Annotated in this window: 13 protein-coding genes; 1 reads left to right on the top strand and 12 read right to left on the bottom strand. The window is 55.3% G+C overall.

The annotated features are described in order from the left end of the window. Nucleotides 1-46 precede the first annotated feature (46 nt). The 8 genes from QCD60_RS15085 to QCD60_RS15050 form a co-directional block, all read right to left on the bottom strand. Nucleotides 47-1,846, bottom strand: a complete 1,800-nt coding sequence (locus QCD60_RS15085; RefSeq protein WP_279786654.1) for an acyl-CoA dehydrogenase C-terminal domain-containing protein — start codon at nt 1,844-1,846, stop codon at nt 47-49. Between the two features lie 397 nt (nt 1,847-2,243). After that, complete coding sequence (locus tag QCD60_RS15080) at nt 2,244-3,104, bottom strand: universal stress protein (RefSeq protein ID WP_279786652.1); 861 nt, start codon at nt 3,102-3,104, stop codon at nt 2,244-2,246. Then, nucleotides 3,091-5,559, bottom strand: coding sequence for an MMPL family transporter (locus QCD60_RS15075; protein ID WP_279786650.1), 2,469 nt, complete (start codon nt 5,557-5,559; stop codon nt 3,091-3,093). Before QCD60_RS15075 ends, QCD60_RS15080 begins: the two co-directional genes overlap by 14 nt. 13 nt (nt 5,560-5,572) lie before the next feature. After that, the gene (locus QCD60_RS15070) at nt 5,573-6,775 is read right to left on the bottom strand and encodes a YCF48-related protein (protein WP_279786648.1); all 1,203 of its coding nucleotides are present in this window, start codon (nt 6,773-6,775) and stop codon (nt 5,573-5,575) included. 150 nt (nt 6,776-6,925) lie between these two features. Continuing rightward, nucleotides 6,926-8,116, bottom strand: coding sequence for a beta-ketothiolase BktB (bktB, locus tag QCD60_RS15065; protein ID WP_279786646.1), 1,191 nt, complete (start codon nt 8,114-8,116; stop codon nt 6,926-6,928). A 362-nt stretch (nt 8,117-8,478) separates the two neighbouring features. Then, on the bottom strand, nt 8,479-9,282 hold the full coding sequence (locus QCD60_RS15060; protein ID WP_104154356.1) for a MetQ/NlpA family ABC transporter substrate-binding protein: 804 nt from the start codon (nt 9,280-9,282) through the stop codon (nt 8,479-8,481). Nucleotides 9,283-9,375: 93 nt separating this feature from the next. Further along, nucleotides 9,376-10,035 carry an ABC transporter permease gene (locus QCD60_RS15055; RefSeq protein WP_279786643.1) on the bottom strand — a complete coding sequence of 220 codons (660 nt, stop codon included), beginning with the start codon at nt 10,033-10,035 and terminating at the stop codon, nt 9,376-9,378. After that, complete coding sequence (locus QCD60_RS15050; RefSeq protein ID WP_279786641.1) at nt 10,022-11,062, bottom strand: methionine ABC transporter ATP-binding protein; 1,041 nt, start codon at nt 11,060-11,062, stop codon at nt 10,022-10,024. The genes QCD60_RS15055 and QCD60_RS15050 overlap by 14 nt, the downstream gene beginning before the upstream one ends. A gap of 726 nt (nt 11,063-11,788) precedes the next feature. On the opposite strand from QCD60_RS15050, the gene QCD60_RS15045 reads away from it, so the two are divergent. Continuing rightward, on the top strand, nt 11,789-12,916 hold the full coding sequence (locus QCD60_RS15045; RefSeq protein WP_279786639.1) for a GIY-YIG nuclease family protein: 1,128 nt from the start codon (nt 11,789-11,791) through the stop codon (nt 12,914-12,916). A gap of 238 nt (nt 12,917-13,154) precedes the next feature. Here QCD60_RS15045 and tuf read toward each other — a convergent pair whose 3' ends face one another. The 4 genes from tuf to rpsL all read right to left on the bottom strand — a co-directional run bounded on the left by tuf (nt 13,155) and on the right by rpsL (nt 17,477). Beyond that, nucleotides 13,155-14,348 (bottom strand): elongation factor Tu, encoded by a 1,194-nt coding sequence (gene tuf, locus QCD60_RS15040; RefSeq protein ID WP_104154361.1) that lies wholly within the window; start codon nt 14,346-14,348, stop codon nt 13,155-13,157. A gap of 28 nt (nt 14,349-14,376) precedes the next feature. After that, nucleotides 14,377-16,467 carry an elongation factor G gene (gene fusA / locus QCD60_RS15035; RefSeq protein ID WP_279786637.1) on the bottom strand — a complete coding sequence of 697 codons (2,091 nt, stop codon included), beginning with the start codon at nt 16,465-16,467 and terminating at the stop codon, nt 14,377-14,379. Nucleotides 16,468-16,485: 18 nt separating this feature from the next. Further along, nucleotides 16,486-16,956 carry a 30S ribosomal protein S7 gene (gene rpsG / locus QCD60_RS15030; protein ID WP_104154365.1) on the bottom strand — a complete coding sequence of 157 codons (471 nt, stop codon included), beginning with the start codon at nt 16,954-16,956 and terminating at the stop codon, nt 16,486-16,488. Nucleotides 16,957-17,102: 146 nt separating this feature from the next. Beyond that, nucleotides 17,103-17,477 carry a 30S ribosomal protein S12 gene (gene rpsL, locus QCD60_RS15025; RefSeq protein ID WP_104154367.1) on the bottom strand — a complete coding sequence of 125 codons (375 nt, stop codon included), beginning with the start codon at nt 17,475-17,477 and terminating at the stop codon, nt 17,103-17,105. Between the last annotated feature and the right edge of the window lie 122 nt (nt 17,478-17,599).

Below are 17,599 nucleotides of genomic sequence, written 5' to 3'. Positions count from 1 at the left end.
AGGGCAGGGTTGTAACATTAACTGTAGTCAGATCGTGAACCGGGTCTCAGAACTGGAACAGCGCTGAATCCAGCGCCATGATTGGCGCCGCACCGGCCTGCATGCAGGCGACATGAGCACGGGTGCGTGGCAGGATACGCTTGAAGTAGAACTCGGCAGTCGCGACTTTGGCCTGATAGAAACCAGCCTCATCGCTGCCAGCAGCCAGTGCTTCGTTGGCCACCTTGGCCATCCGCGCCCACAGATAACCCAGTACGACGTAACCCGAGTACATCAGGTATTCAACCGAGGCGGCACCGACTTCATCACGGTTTTTCATGGCGCCCATACCGATCTGCAAGGTCAGCTCGCCCCACTCCTTGTTGAGTCTGGCCAGCTCCTGCACGTAAGGCTTGAGCTGTTCGTTGCCTTCTTCAGCCTGACAGAACTTGTGCACCATCTTGGTAAAGCGTTTCAGGGTTTCACCCTGCGTCATCAGCACCTTGCGGCCCAGCAGGTCAAGCGCCTGAATCTGGGTGGTGCCCTCATACAGCATGGAGATACGGCTGTCGCGCACGTTCTGCTCCATCCCCCACTCGGCGATAAAGCCATGACCACCGTAAATCTGCACACCGTGGTTGGCGGCTTCGTAGCCCACTTCAGTGAGGAAGGCTTTGGCGATGGGAGTCAGCAGCGCCAGCAGCTCATCTGCTTCTTTCTTTTCAGCATCGTCGGTGCTGAGTTTGACCTTGTCCACCAGCGTAGAGCAGAAGTAGATCAGCGCCCGGCCACCTTCGGAGAAGGCTTTCTGGATCAGCAGCATCTTGCGCACTTCGGGATGCACGATGATAGGATCCGCCGCTTTCTCCGGTGCAGCAGGCCCGTTCAGCGCCCGCATCTGCAGACGCTCTCTGGCGTAAGGCAGGGAGTTCTGGAACGCCCACTCGGCATGCGCCAGCCCCTGCAGGGCGGTACCCAGACGGGCGGTATTCATAAAGGTGAACATGCAGTTCAGACCTTTGTTGGCCGGGCCGATCAGATAACCGGTGGCCCCATCAAAGTTCATCACGCAGGTAGCGTTACCGTGGATCCCCATCTTGTGCTCGATGGAGCCGCAGCTGACGGCATTGCGCTCACCGATACCGCCATCAGTGGTCGGCATGAATTTGGGTACGATAAACAGGGAAATGCCCTTGGTGCCGGCAGGGGCATCGGGCAGGCGGGCCAGCACGATATGGACGATGTTGTCGGCCATGTCATGCTCACCGGCAGAGATGAAGATCTTGGTGCCACTGACCTTGTAGCTGCCATCCGCCTGAGGTTCGGCTTTGGTGCGCAGCAGACCGAGGTCAGTACCGCAGTGAGGTTCGGTCAGGCACATGGTACCGGTCCACTCGCCGGACACCAGCTTGGTCAGATAGGTATGTTTCTGTTCATCGGTACCGTGGGCTTCCAGCGTATTCATGGCGCCGTGAGACAGGCCTGGGTACATGCTCCACGACCAGTTGGCAGTGCCGGTCATCTCGTTGACGAACAGACCGAGTGATTCGGGCAGCCCCTGACCACCGTGTTCGGGGGAGTGAGCCAGTGAAGGCCAGCCGCCTTCAACATATTGCTGGTAGGCTTCCTTGAATCCGGTGGGTGTCGTGACGGTGCCGTTATCGAACGTACAGCCTTCACGGTCACCTACCTGATTGAGCGGTGCCAGCACGCGCTCGGAGAACTTGGCGCCCTCCTCCAGAATGGCAGTAATCATGTCAGGTGTGGCTTCTTCGCAGCCAGGCAACGCAGCGTAATGCTTGTCGATACCCAGGACTTCGAAGAGGGTGAATTGCATATCTCGTAATGGCGCTTTGTAACCAGGCATAGTAACCCTACCTCGATTGTTCTTGTTGTAAGTCGCTCTGCCACCCCGTCTCCCGCTGGAGACACTGCCGGGCTAGCAATGGCGACTACCTCTGGCATGGGGTACAGAATCCTGCAATTGACGCATTCTGCTCAATAACAAAACGAACCATATTCGCTAACAAAAAATATCAGCCGGTGCAGGTAGTGGCTCGTCAGCAGGCATGAAACGGACTTTATGAGTTATGCCTGCGAAACGGCGCAAAGCAAGATGATTACTGACATAAGCGGAGGGAAGATCGTCAGGGTAATACCTGTCTGGGGACAGGGTGACAAGCGATGTCAGCACCGGAGTCCGGCACTGACATGCTTTGCACTGAAGAAGGAATAGCGGCAGTGCTCAGAGCGTAAACAGGTTCTCAGCCTTCCAGCAGGGTCAGTACCGCCTCACCGTTATCAGGTTGCAGCACCAGCACATCACTGTGGATGGCATCCAGAATGCGCTCGGCCGTGTTACCCAGTAGTGCTCCGATAAACTGCGAGCGTGCGACGGTACCTAGCACCACGACCGCATAGCTGTCTTCGCCTGCAATCTTGGGAATCCAGTGCTCGGCTGGTCCTTCACCAATGTGCATGGCTGCAGGCGTGGGAGCCAGACTGGCACTCTGGCCAATGCAGGCCAGACGCCACTGGCTTTCCAGCTGCTGCACAGTCAGCTCATCCGGGTTGCCTCCCTGCAAGGGCGGTGGAAAAGCGGACACCAGATGCAGCTGGCCATCAATACTGCGCGTCACCAGAGCCGCCAGCTGCAAAATACCTTGATTCAGCAGGCGATGACGCTCGCTCTGTGGCTGCCCTTCGATAGCCGCCAGCACCTTACCGCCCTGCCAGCGGATATCACGCTTGACCAGCAGCACCGGACAGGGGCACTGACGCAGCAGCTGCCAGTCCGCCGGCGCACGCCAGGACAGCTGCGAATGGCGCGGATCACACTCCTTCACCACCAGTCCGGCCTGCAGACGGCTCTGGGCACGCAGCACGGCATCAGCCAGATCAGGATCAGCATCCGCTTCAATGCAGATATCCTGACCGGCCGCACTGAAGGCCGCCAGCTCCGACTCCAGCCACGCCTGCCGCTCCATAAGCTCCGCCTGGGTCCCTGCGACCAGCACCGCCAGCCGGCAATGCAGACGCTCGGCGATCAAGCGGCCACGCTCCAGGGCGATGGTTTCCTGCTCATGGGCGCGCAATACCACCAGTACAGTCTTACTTAACGACATGGCTTACCTCCCGCCCCACACGGCCTGTTTTACTCTGTTTGATTTCATCACCGTGCCGGGCGCGCACTGTACTGGCTTCGGCGTCCTCAGTACGTTGTGGCGCCACCGGGGGTTCCACGGCTACCGGCCGCTTCAGCAGGCACACCAGTGCAGGCAGGAAGATCAGCGCACCGAGCATGTTCCACAGGAACATAAAGGTCAGCAGTACGCCCATGTCGGCCTGGAATTTGATCGGCGACCAGATCCAGATGCCCACGCCAATGGCCAGTGTCAGCCCGGTGAAGGCAACGGATTTACCCGTGCTTTTCAGGGTCAGCAGATAGGCCTTCGGCAGTGCCATTCCCTGCACCAGATAGGTACTCAGGCGTGAGTAGATATAGATACCGTAATCCACCCCGATACCCACCCCAAGGGCGATGACCGGCAGCGTGGCGACCTTGACGCCGATACCGAGTTTGGCCATCAGCGCCTGACAGAGTACCGAGGTCAAGCCCAGTGGCAGCAGTATGCACAGCACCGTGGTCAGCGAGCGGAACGTGAGCAGGCAGAGCAGCCCGACCACCGCATATACCCAGGCCAGCATGGCGTACTGAGCGGTGCCAATCACTTCATTGGTGGCGGCCTCAATGCCTGAGTTACCAGCCGCCAGTACAAACCTGAGCGTGTCGCTGTTGTTGTCGGCAGCAAAGCGCTTGACCGCATCGACGACACCCCGCAGGGTGTCGGCCTTATGGTCATCAAGGAAGATGATGACCGGCACCAGCGAACACTCGGCATCCATCAGACCGGGGGGCACAAAGCTCAGACTGGAGTTGATCATGTACTGGTTGCGGGTCAGGGTGCGCCATTTCAGGCTGCCCTCGTTCATCCCGGCAATGGTCATTCTGGCCACATTAGCCAGCGATACGCTGGACTGCACACCGGCGACGTTGTCGATATAACCCTGGAAGCGGTCGATCATGGCCAGATTGGCGTAACTCGAGCACTGTTCAGGTTTCGTTTCCGCCATCACCACAAACACATCACTGCTGGATGAGTAGTGTTCATTGATAAAGGCGTTGTCGAGGTTGTAGCGTGAGTCAGCGCGCAGTTCTGGCGCACCCTTCTCCAGATCACCAATCTGCAGATCCTGCCCGGCATAAAAACCATAGGCGGTTGCCGCTACACCCAGTGTCACGGCCACGATCGCACCACGAGGCCTGGCGAACCAGGTGAACGGCGCCCAGAAGCGGTCCTGATACTGTTCGCGGCGGCGCTGATGCTGCAGCGCCTTTTCACCCACACCGGTGTAGGACATCAGCACGGGCAACAGCAGCAGATTGGTGAGAATGATCACCGCCACGCCGATACTGGCCGCCACCGCCAGCTCCTTGATGACCTGAATGTCGATCACAATCAGTGTGACAAAGCCGATGCCGTCGCTGAGCAGTGCTACCATGCCGGGAATAAACAGACTGCGGAAGGCACGTCGTGCGGCGGTCAGCTTATCAGCACCGTTGATGCTTTCATGGGTCAGCCCATTGACGATCTGCACGCCATGACTGACACCGATGGCAAATACCAGAAACGGCACCAGCATCGAATAAGGGTCCAGCCCGAGGCCGAGCTGATTGAGCAACCCCAGCTGCCATACCACCGCCACCAGTGACGTCAGCAACGGCACCAGAGTACAGGACAGGGAGCGGGAATAGATAAACAGCAGCACCAGCGTGATGCCAATGGCCACCAGGAAGAACAAGGCCACCTGACTGGCACCATCGATCAGGTCACCCACCGCCTTGGCAAAACCGGTGATATGGATCGCCACATGATCGTTCTGGTACTTATCACGTACCAGTTTCTCCAGCGCGGCGGAGAACGCCTGAAAGTCGAGTCGCTTGCCGGTATCCGGATTGATGTCCAGCAGTGGCACCTGAATGATGCTGGATTTGAAATCATTCGCCACCAGCACGCCGACCTGCCCGGAGCGCAGGATATTCTGCCGCACCTGTTCCAGACTGGCCGCGGAGCCATCGTAGTTTGCCGGGATAACCGGGCCGCCGGCAAAGCCGTCTTCGGTCACTTCGGTCCAGCGCACGTTGGGTGTCCAGATTGACTTCATGCCGGAGCGGTCAACACCGGGCAGAAAGAACAGCTCATCGGATATCTTGTGCAGCACATCCTGATAGTCCTTGCTGAAGATATCGCCGTCTCTGGCTTCCACTGCCACACGAATGGAGTTACCCAGTCCTGACAGCGACTCACGGTGTTTGAGGTAATTGATGACGTAAGGATGATCGCTGGGAATCATCTTGAGAAAGCTGGCATCAGTGCGGATATGAGCCGCCTGCCAGCCCAGCCACAAGGTGGCCAGTGCAAATAGCAGCAGCACCCCCAGCCGACGGAAAAAAAGCACCCGCTCCAGCACACTTTCCAGTGCCGCGACAGGGCGGAGCAGCAGATTGAAAATCTTCATTACAGCAGGCTCCTCAGGGCTGAGTACGGGCAATGCGGGTCAGACCACCTTCACCCGCCACCACCCAGTAACCGGGTACGGCAGCAATGGCACTGTGGGTACGACGCCCGGGCAAGGTGGCCGTGGTCAGAGGTTGACCTGGCTGGCCGCTGATCATTAAGCCGCTGTTACCGACAATCGCCAGCTGGCCATCACTGAACAGCCCGGCATTGGTGGTCAGCGCCGTATCCAGTTTGACCGGCTGCCAGGAGTCTCCCTGATCCTCGCTGACAAAAACATGCCCACGCAGGCCAAGCAGATAGGTATCAGCCCCTGCAGAGAGCAAACCAAAGTAGGAACCTTCATAGGGGCTGTCGAGACGCTGCCAGCTGCTCCCCTGATCATCCGAACTCATCAGCAGACCAGCCTCACCGGCCAGCAGCAGCCGTCCGGAATCCAGACGCACCAGGGCGTTGTAGTGATTGTGATCTGGGTTATCCATCTGCGACTGCCAGGAGTGCCAGCTCTTGCCACCATCCTCGGTCCGCGCAATCTGTCCATAGGCGCCAACCACCATACCTATTTCAGGGGTCACAAACAGTACGTCCAGCAGCGGATTACCGGGGCCATCACTGACGGCAGCCCTGGCATCATCCAGCGCGGCTTCGGCATCTTCCAGCGTCGTCTGCAGGTCGGCGGCATCATTAGCGGTATCTGCGGCCGTTTGCTCCGCCTGCGGATTATCCCCACTACTGACCGTTGCGCTGACCTGATTACTCTGGCTGGCCGCCAGCTCTGTCTGCAGCCTGGCCACCTGTTGCTGCCAGTCTTCCACCGCCAGCTGATTCAGCTGATTGCCGTCCAGCACCTTGCGCCAGCTGGCACCGGCATCGTCGCTCTGCAGTACCACGCCATCATGACCCACAGCCCAGCCAAGCTTGTCAGTGCTGAAGGTGACTGCGGTGAGCATCACACTGACGGGCACCCGAGCCTGCTGCCAGTGCAGTCCCTGATCGTCAGAAAAGAGGATATTGCCCCGCTCGCCCACACTCACCAGTCGTGAACCGGCCCTGGCCAGATCGACCTGCAGTGAATGCTCAGCGCGGCTGGCAGGTAAGGCCGGCATAGTGAGCAGATCATCGCCGGCCTGCACCGCTGCGGTCAGACTCAACCCCAGGGCCAGCAGCACGCACTGTCCGGCACGCCACCCCGGTTTCCCGGTTCGTTTCGGCTTCATAGCGCCCTCGTTGTTATGCTTATTATCAGGAGTAAAAATGAAGCAGCCCTGTGCCACTCAACACAGGACAGCTATCAGAATGTGTTCAAGGCACCAGTACACTCTTAAGGCATCACTGTTGCCAGATCAGTCAGGCTGATGAGCGGGCCGTCATACGTTACGCTCGAACAAGGCAGCGATTCCCTGCCCACCGCCAATGCACAGTGACACCACCGCGTAACGCCTCTGGGTCCGCTGCAGTTCATACAGTGCCTTGACTGTAATCACCGCACCGGTCGCACCGATGGGATGGCCGAGAGAAATGCCACTACCGTTGGGGTTCAGTTTTTCCTGCGGTATCTGCAGATCACGAGCTACGGCCAGCGCCTGAGCGGCAAAGGCCTCATTGATTTCCCACAGATCGATATCCGCCACGGTCAGGCCAGTCTGCGCCAGCAACTGGCGTATGGCTGGCACCGGGCCGATGCCCATGTACTTAGGTTCCACTGCCGCCACACTGTAACCACGCAGCGTGGCCATAGGCTGCAGTCCCTGTGCGGCAGCGGCCTCGGCGCTCATCAGCACCACCGCGGCGGCGGCATCATTCAGGCCGGACGCATTGCCCGCAGTCACACTGCCATCCTTACGGAACACAGGGCGCAGTTTCTCCATGTCAGCAGGTTCGACATTGAGGCGGACGTGTTCATCAGTGCTGTACTGCACATCACCTTTACGAGATTTCAGGGTGACCGGCAGAATCTGCTCGGCAAAATAGCCCTGCTCGATTGCCTGCTGAGCACGGCGATGACTTTCCACTGCCAGCGCATCCTGATCTTCCCGCGATATCTGCCACTTATCGGCAATATTTTCCGCAGTAATTCCCATGTGTACCTGCTCCATCGGGCAGGTCAGAGCACCGACCATAGAGTCGATCATGGCACCATCACCCATCCGCTGACCCCAGCGTGCCGCCGGCAGCCAGTAGTTGGTACGACTCATGGACTCCGCGCCCCCGGCTACTGCTACGTCACAGTGCCCAAGTTCAATCTGCTGGGCGGCAGTCACAATCGCCTGCAGGCCGCTGCCACAAAGACGGTTGACCGTCAGTGCCGGCGTCTGCTCAGGCAAGCCACCCTGCAGTGCCGCCACTCGGGCCATGTACATGTCTTTTGGCTCTGTGGGGACAACTGTTCCCATCACGCAATGACCAACGCTGTCCGCCGCAATACCGGCACGCTTTACCGCCTCAGCAACCACCATGGCTCCCAGTTGCGACGGCGGAATGTCTTTCAGGGCGCCGCCAAAGGTACCAATCGCCGTTCTGACACCACTGACCACTACAACGTCTTTTATTGTTTTCATTGCGTACTTGCCCTATCTGGAAAGAAGTAATGAACCTGACTGACGTCCAGTCATCATCATGAGAGGTGAAGTCTGAGCGTAATGCGTGAGTGCCTGAAAGCACTTTGGCACGTGAGGAGGTCCCATTGCAGTGTCGGACAGCATCCCCGAAAGCAGCAACCTGTCTCAATAACAATTGACGCCAAGATGGATAACAAAATCCGTCAATAGCTGAACGGGCAGGCCACTATTCAGTCAACCTAAGAGGAAAAGACAGGCTGAAGAAGCCGAAATACGGGGAATATGCAGGAAGTGTGGCGAGGTGATGGTAGAAGAACAGCAGACATCCCGCCGATGGTGGGATGTCTGTGATTGACTGACGATTATTTCCAGCCGGGAATCGCAGTGCCTTTGAACAGTTCTTCAGCACGGGCAGCAACGGCATCGGACTGGTAGGCTTCGATCAGCTTCTGCAGACGTGGATCGTTCTGATTGTCTTCACGGGCAGCGAAAACGTTCACGTAAGGAGAGTCTTTATCTTCTACCAGCACGCCATCACGGGTCGGTAGCAGGCCAGCAGGAACAGCATAGGTGTTGTTGATAAAGGCCAGATCGACGTCATCCAGTGCACGTGGCAGCTGTGCCGCATCCAGCTCAACAAACTTGAACTTTTTGGGGTTCTCGGCAATGTTCAGCGGCGTAGCTTCCAGATTTTTGTTGTCTTCCAGTTTGATCAGCCCCTGCTTGTCGAGCAGGATCAGCACGCGGCCTTCGTTACTTGGATCATTAGGGATGGCGATCTGAGCACCTTCAGGCAATTCGCTGATGTTTTTGATCTTCTTGGAATAGGCAGCAATCGGGTAAACAAAGGTGTTAGCTACTGCCACCAGTTTGAAGCCGCGATCACGTACCATGGCATCCAGATAAGGACGGTGCTGGAACGCGTTAGCATCAATAGAACCATCCGCCAGGGCTACGTTAGGAGCCACGTAGTCAGAAAACTCGATCAGTTTGACATCCACATCAAAGCGCTTTTTAGCTTCGGCCGCAGCAGTCTCCATGACCTGCGACTCCGGGCCAGCCATCACACCCACTTTCAATGGCTCAGCAGCCTGGGCCTGGCCCCAGACCAGCAGGGAAACCGCAGCAGCGGCAACAGTTTTGATAAAGGTACGACGGTTAGACATGTGACAACTCCAGTTGACAGTCGGACAGGCCTTCAGTGAGGCATGTCCCTTTGTATTTTTCAAAACACTAACACTTCATGCGCAGCGCTTTCTTCAGTGACGAGTGTGGTCGTAACGACGCACCAGCCAGTCACCCAGCGACTGCACCAGCTGTACCAGCACGATCAGGATCACCACGGTGGAGATCATCATGCTGGAATCAAAACGCTGGTATCCGTAGCGGATACCCAGATCCCCCAGTCCACCACCACCGATGGCACCGGCCATGGCCGAATAGCCAATCAGGGTAATCAGCATCAGGGTCAGACCATGAATCAGGCCGGGCATGGCCTCAGCCAGCAGTACCTTGCGCACAATTTGCCATGGGGTCGCCCCCATGGCCTGAGCGGCCTCGATCAATCCACCGGGCACTTCGTTCAGTGCGCCTTCGGTAATGCGGGCAACAAAGGGAATCGCGCCCAGCGTCAGCGGCACAATCGCTGCTGTCGTGCCGATAGAGGTACCGACGATCCAGCGGGTAAAGGGAATAATCGCCACCAGCAGGATAATAAAAGGCACGGAACGCGTGGCATTGATGACGATGCCCAACAGGCGGTGCAACCATGGATTCTGCAGCATCCGTCCGGACTTGGTGGTATAGAGCAGAATACCCAGCGGAATACCCAGTAAGGCACTGAGACCACCCGACACCGCGACCATGTACAGGGTTTCCCACAGACTGCTGGTCAGCAGATCCAACTTAGCGGCTGACATAACCCAGCACCTCCACCTGTAACTCTTGTTGCTGCAACCATGCCAGCGCCGCCTCGGCCGCAGGCTGATCCTGCGCTTCTACCTGCGCCACCATAAAACCCAGCGGCTGGTGCTGAATCAGTTCGATCTGCGAAGAGAGAATATTGACGTCCACACCAAACTCGCGGCTCAGATGAGACAGCACCGGCGCATCAACCTGCCCACCCACATAGGTGATGCGTACCAGTGGATCGAGCCCTGCAGCAGGTACACTCTGCAACCGGCTCAGGATGATTTCTGGCAGTGGCCGCTCAAGAGCAGCCTGCACAAAACGTTTGGCAGTAGCTGATTGGGGTCGGGCGAAGAAAGCCTGCACCGGTCCACGTTCGACGACTGCACCATCTTCCATCAGTGCGACTTCGTCGCAGAGGGTCTTGATTACATCCATCTCGTGAGTGATCAACAGGATGGTCAACCCCAGCTTTTCGTTGATATCTCGTAGCAAAGCCAAAATTGAGCGCGTGGTTTCAGGATCAAGTGCAGAGGTAGCTTCATCACACAGTAAGACTTTGGGCTCACTGGCCAAAGCACGAGCGATAGCGACACGCTGCTTTTGGCCGCCAGATAACTGGGCAGGGTAATGATCGGCTCGCGCCTCAAGGCCGGTCAGAGCAAGCAGAGGCTGGACACGGGCAGCAATGTCACTGCGACTCAAGCCTGCCAGCTCCAATGGCAGCGCCACATTGTCAAAGACGCTACGAGTGGACAGCAGGTTAAAGTGCTGAAAGATCATACCAATCTGGCGCCGAGCCTGACGCAGTTCCGCATCGGTCAAGGTCAGCAGGTCTCGCCCATTGACCCAAACCTCACCGGCATCGGGACGCTCCAACAAATTGACACAGCGGATCAGGGTTGATTTGCCGGCGCCGCTGGCACCAATCACCCCGAATATACGCCCTTCAGCCACGTCGAGGCTGACATCACGAACCGCGTGAACAGGCGCACCATGACCATGGTAAGTTTTAACTAGATGCTTTAGAGAGATCATCGCATATCCAAATATGACTTGCGGATAGCGATGGTTGGCAGGCAACCATCCTGAGCTAACAGAACGGATCAAAGGCGGGAATAACGGCCTAAACCCTTCTTTTAGCGTATTTCTTAGCAAGGCTCTCAAGAGCCTTACTAACGCGCCCGCAAGCCGAAGTACAAATCAGCGCGTAAAGTAATAGGCAGGTAGTCTATATTCCACCTGTTTGATGTCAATAATATTCACCGAGAGCGCTAAACTGCTTTGCTCTAACTTAGAGCCATTAGCTATATGACCTGTTAACCGCCGCCAGACCAAAAACCGGACCAGTAGCAACAGTGAGATGAGATGACGACAGCGCTTGACGTGATAAAAAATAAGGCAGGTAAGCTACCTGCCTGAAAGATGGGTTGAGATTGAGAGCAAAGTGGCACATTCGCTGACAACCGAATGTGCAAGAGGGAGTATGGCACAGGCTAGTAAAATCAGGCATTTCCGCTCAGCTCAGACTGTTTCACACTGTTACCCCCTCTCAAAGATGCATGAGTTCAAAATGTCAATTCTTTCATCATCTGCCCATGCCTGTATAATGGCGCCCCTACCCTAGAGTCTCCTCCTGCGGATAACTGCTTTCACCTCTCCTATAATGGATAGTGACAGTTCGTCCAGGGTCTTTGCGCGCCCGGTTTCGGCCACAGGAGCAGACTCATGACAAATTCACCGCACCACTGAAAGGTTGTCCACGTGATAATCTTCAAGATTACCAATACCAAGACACAACAGACCTACATTGGCTCTACCAAAGGGGACATCTATTCCCGTTGGCAGGAGTATGTGAAAGCCGCTGAAGCAGGGATGGATTTTCCTCTGTATGAGGATATTCGTGCGCACGGAGAAGTCAGCTTCGAAGTCGAGGAAATCGACTTTGCTGAAACCCGTGAGGAGCAGCAGGAACTTGAGCTGTATTACACCATTGAGTCTCGTGCACGCTCGCTGAAAGGCTATAAATTCTCTACTGCCAAAGTGGTCATTCCTGCTGCTCAGCTGGAATTGCAGGAAGAAATTCTGGCAGCCCGCGCCAGCATGCAGAACCGTACAGCACCTATTGCTTCGTCCGTCGTAGATGATTCTGATGCTGAAGATAGTCGCGCCCCATGCACGGAGGTGGTCACTCCTTCTTCCCAAGCTGCGATTGAAGCCACTGCTGAGACCACCCATGACGATACGGCTCTAGTTGAAACTCAGAACGCTGAACATCCGCAGCTGAGCGGTTCTTTAGCCGATCTGCTGGCACAGACTGCAGCACAACTACCCGATCAGGCCAGAGCATCAGCAGTGCTGAATATTGCACAGCAACTGCTGGCTATTGCCGACGAGCAGAACGCCCCGTCACCATCTGTCGAGCCGGAAATGGCCGCAGAGGATAAGGCACAGGTGCTGCGCAACTCGAATCTGGCAGCGACCATTGCGGCATTGCGAGTTCAGCAATCCAGCCCAAAACGTGGTAGCAAGAAGGCAGCCGCCACCGCTACGGTCAGCCGCGCCAAACAGGACGCTATTATCGACCGGAGTAGCCTCAATGATGGACTGGACAGCTCCGTTCTGACCACGTTAAAAAAAGCTGCACCTGCGACCACAGCAACCTCTTCCTCTCCTACGACGGGGGACACTCTACCAACAGGTCGAGCACGCTCTTCAGTCAAAGAAAAACGTATAAGGGAAGCGTTAGCCAAAGAGCGTGAAGCTCGCGAGAGCGAACGACTGGCCAGAATAGAAGCTGAGAAATCAGAGATGGATGCCATCCTGGCCAATATCGCAGCAAGAGAAAAAGATAGCCGGCTTACCTTACGAAAGCGCCGCAACGGCCGCTAAGCACTAACAAACGAGGCAAGGATGCCTCACCCCCTCCCCAAGCTCCAAGCTCCAAGCTCCAAGCTCCAAGCTCCAAGCTCCAAGCTCCAAGCTCCAAGCTCCAAGCTCCAAGCTCCAAGCTACTTTTATTCATGAACAAAGCAATCGCCACGTTCGCAAACAACCGCTCATTCATCTCTTAATGCTAACCAACAAAAAAGGCTCCCGAAGGAGCCTTTTTCTTTAAGAGCAGCGAGTATTACTCGATGATCTTAGCAACAACACCAGCACCTACGGTACGGCCGCCTTCACGGATAGCGAAGCGCAGACCTTCGTCCATAGCGATTGGGTTGATCAGAGTTACGCTCAGAGCAACGTTGTCGCCTGGCATAACCATTTCAACACCTTCTGGCAGTTCGCAAGAACCAGTCACGTCAGTAGTACGGAAGTAGAACTGAGGACGGTAGCCTTTGAAGAATGGGGTATGACGACCACCTTCTTCTTTGCTCAGAACGTAAACTTCTGACTCGAACTTGGTGTGAGGCTTGATCGCGCCTGGCTTAGCCAGAACCTGACCACGCTCTACGTCGTCACGCTTGGTACCACGCAGCAGAGCACCGATGTTCTCGCCTGCACGACCTTCGTCCAGCAGCTTACGGAACATTTCAACACCAGTAACGGTGGTTTTGGTGGTAGCGTGAATACCAACGATCTCGACTTCTTCACCAACGCGGCAGATACCGCTCTCTACACGACCAGTTACTACAGTACCACGGCCAGAGATAGAGAATACGTCTTCGATAGGCATCAGGAAGGGCTTGTCGATAGCACGCTCAGGCTCAGGGATGTAAGAATCCAGAGTCTCAACCAGCTTACGAACAGCGGTAACGCCCATTTCGTTGTCGTCTTGGCCGTTCAGAGCCATCAGAGCTGAACCGATAACGATAGGAGTGTCGTCACCTGGGAAGTCGTAAGTGCTCAGCAGATCACGCACTTCCATTTCAACCAGTTCCAGCAGCTCAGCATCGTCGACCATGTCGGCTTTGTTCAGGAACACAACGATGTAAGGAACACCTACCTGACGAGACAGCAGGATGTGCTCACGAGTCTGAGGCATGGGGCCGTCAGCAGCGGAGCAAACCAGGATAGCGCCGTCCATCTGAGCAGCACCAGTGATCATGTTCTTAACGTAGTCAGCGTGTCCTGGGCAGTCAACGTGAGCGTAGTGACGTACAGTTGACTGGTACTCTACGTGAGCAGTAGAAATGGTGATACCACGAGCACGCTCTTCAGGTGCAGCGTCGATCTGATCAAACGCTTTAACAGATCCACCCCAAGTTTCAGCACACACTTTGGTCAGTGCAGCGGTCAGAGTAGTTTTACCATGGTCAACGTGGCCGATGGTACCTACGTTAACGTGGGGTTTACTCCGTTCAAATTTTTCTTTAGCCATTCTTACACCTACTTACGTAACGAGGTCATTAAGACTGTTTGATAACTGCTTCAGCGATATTGTTGGGTGCTTCAGCATAGCGTGCGAATTCCATGGAGTAAGTCGCACGACCCTGAGTAGCTGAGCGCAGATCGGTTGCGTAACCGAACATTTCGCCCAATGGTACTTCAGCACGGATGACTTTGCCAGAAACGGTGTCGTCCATACCTTGGATCAGACCACGACGACGGTTCAGGTCACCCATTACGTCGCCCATGTAGTCTTCAGGCGTTACAACTTCCACCTGCATCATAGGTTCGAGCAGGCAAGGATTAGCCTTCTTCGCATACTCTTTCAGAGCCTGAGAAGCGGCAATCTTGAACGCCATTTCGTTAGAGTCAACCTCGTGGAAGGAACCGTCATACAGGCGAGCCTTGAGACCGATCAGAGGATAGCCGGCGATAACACCGTTCTTCATCTGCTCTTCAACGCCCTTCTGAATGGCAGGGATGTATTCCTTAGGAATCGCACCACCCACGACTTCGTTGATGAATTCCAGACCTTCTTCATCAGAAGGCATGAACTCGATAACAACGTGACCATACTGACCGCGACCACCGGACTGACGCACAAACTTGTGGTTTGCGTTGACCGCTGAGCGGATTTTCTCACGGTAAGCTACCTGTGGCTTACCGATGTTCGCTTCAACTTTGAACTCGCGACGCATACGGTCAACGATAATGTCCAGGTGAAGCTCACCCATACCAGAGATGATGGTCTGACCAGACTCTTCGTCAGTTTCCACACGGAATGACGGATCTTCCTGAGCCAGCTTGCCTAGGGCAACACCCATCTTCTCCTGGTCTGCCTTGGACTTTGGCTCCACGGCTACGGAAATAACAGGCTCGGGGAACTCCATACGCTCAAGAACGATGACGTTATTGAGGTCGCAAAGAGTATCTCCGGTAGTTACATCTTTCATGCCGATCAGGGCACCGATGTCACCAGCCAGTACTTCTTTGATTTCTTCACGGGTGTTAGCGTGCATCTGAACCATACGGCCGATGCGCTCTTTCTTCAGCTTGACCGAGTTGATTACCTGATCACCGGAGTTGATGTGACCTGAGTAAACACGGACAAATGTCAGAGTACCAACGAAGGGGTCGGTCGCAATTTTGAACGCCAGTGCAGAGAAAGGAGCATTGTCGTCAGCTTCACGGGTAGCCTTGGTCTCGCCATCTTCCAGAGTACCTTCCACTGGAGGAATGTCGATCGGAGAAGGCAGATACTCGACCACGCAATCCAGCATTGCCTGAACACCTTTGTTCTTGAATGCAGAACCACAGATGGTCAGAACAATTTCGTTGCTCAGAGTACGAGCACGCAGACCGGCCTTGATTTCCTCAATGGTCAGTTCGCCTTCTTCCAGGTACTTGTTCATCAGCTCTTCGGTGGCTTCAGCGGCAGCTTCGACCATGTGCTCACGCAGCTCTTCAGCTTTGTCTTGCAGCTCAGCAGGAATATCTTCCAGCTCGTAAGTCATGCCCTGATCGGCCTCATTCCACATGATAGCTTTCATGCGAAGCAGGTCGACGACACCTTTGAAGCTGTCTTCAGCACCGATTGGGATCTGGATAGGTACTGGAGTAGTACCCAGACGAGCTTTCATCTGCGCAACAACGTTGTAGAAGTTTGCACCAGCACGGTCCATCTTGTTGACGAACACCATACGGGGAACTTCGTACTTGTTAGCCTGACGCCATACAGTTTCAGTCTGAGGCTGAACACCAGAAGATGCACACAGTACAACTACAGCACCATCCAATACACGCAGAGAACGTTCTACTTCGATAGTGAAGTCAACGTGTCCGGGGGTATCGATGATGTTGATACGGTGTTCATCGAACTGCTGGTTCATGCCCTTCCAGAAACAGGTGGTAGCAGCAGAAGTGATGGTGATACCACGCTCCTGTTCCTGCTCCATCCAGTCCATGGTCGCAGCGCCATCATGTACCTCACCGATCTTGTGAGAGACACCTGTGTAGAACAGAACGCGTTCGGTAGTCGTGGTTTTACCCGCGTCCACGTGGGCGCAGATACCGATGTTACGGTAACGCTTAATGGGGGTTTTACGTGCCACGGCTCAGTCCTCTGCTGATTAGAAGCGGTAGTGAGAGAAGGCTTTGTTGGCTTCTGCCATACGGTGCACGTCTTCACGCTTCTTAACCGCTGCACCTTTACCATCAGCAGCATCTAAGATTTCGTTGGCAAGACGCATGGCCATAGACTTGTCGCTGCGGTTACGGGCAGCATCTACCAACCAACGCATGGCCAGGGCCGCACGACGATTAGGACGCACTTCAACCGGAACCTGATAGGTAGCACCACCTACGCGGCGTGATTTAACCTCAACCAGAGGCTGGATCGATTCAAGGGCTTTGGTGAAGGTTTCCAAAGCATCGTTACCGGTACGCTCACCGATACGATTCAGAGCGCCGTAAACAATACGCTCTGCTACAGATTTCTTACCACTGATCATCAAGTGGTTGATAAATTTGGCCAATGTCAGGCTTCCGAACTTGGGATCCGGCAGCGCTTCACGTTTAGCCGCTACGCGTCTTCTTGGCATGATAAGTCCTTCTTCAGGGGAGCTCAGGACCAACTTTGGCCTGACCTTACTCTTATCCAGTAATCACCCTTTGCAACAAGGCAAAGGAATATAAAGATGTTCTGTTACAGTCCCGTGGCAGAGAGTGCCACTACCGTGCTAAGCAATTAAGACTTAGGACGCTTGGTACCGTACTTGGAACGACCCTGTTTACGGTTGTTAACACCAGAAGTATCCAGTGCACCGCGAACAGTGTGGTAACGCACACCTGGCAAGTCTTTTACACGACCGCCACGGATCAGTACTACCGAGTGCTCCTGCAGGTTGTGGCCTTCACCACCGATGTAGGAAGTCACTTCGAAGCCGTTGGTCAAACGAACACGGCACACCTTACGCAGAGCCGAGTTAGGCTTCTTCGGGGTGGTGGTATAAACGCGGGTACATACACCACGGCGTTGCGGGCAGCCCTGCAGAGCAGGAACGTCGCTTTTGTCCACAACGCGCTTACGGGGTTTACGCACCAGTTGGTTAATAGTTGCCATTCAGCAAACTCCAAGTTTGGCGTCATTCGTCTGTAATTTATGTTACAGACACTCAATAAAATGACAGGCAAAAGCCTGTCATCGAGGGGGCGAAATTTTAATCACCCTTAGTCAAAAGGTCA

This window comes from Pokkaliibacter sp. MBI-7, from assembly GCF_029846635.1.
In the GTDB taxonomy this organism is placed as follows: domain Bacteria; phylum Pseudomonadota; class Gammaproteobacteria; order Pseudomonadales; family Balneatricaceae; genus Pokkaliibacter.
This window is presented reverse-complemented; position numbering and strand designations above follow the sequence as displayed.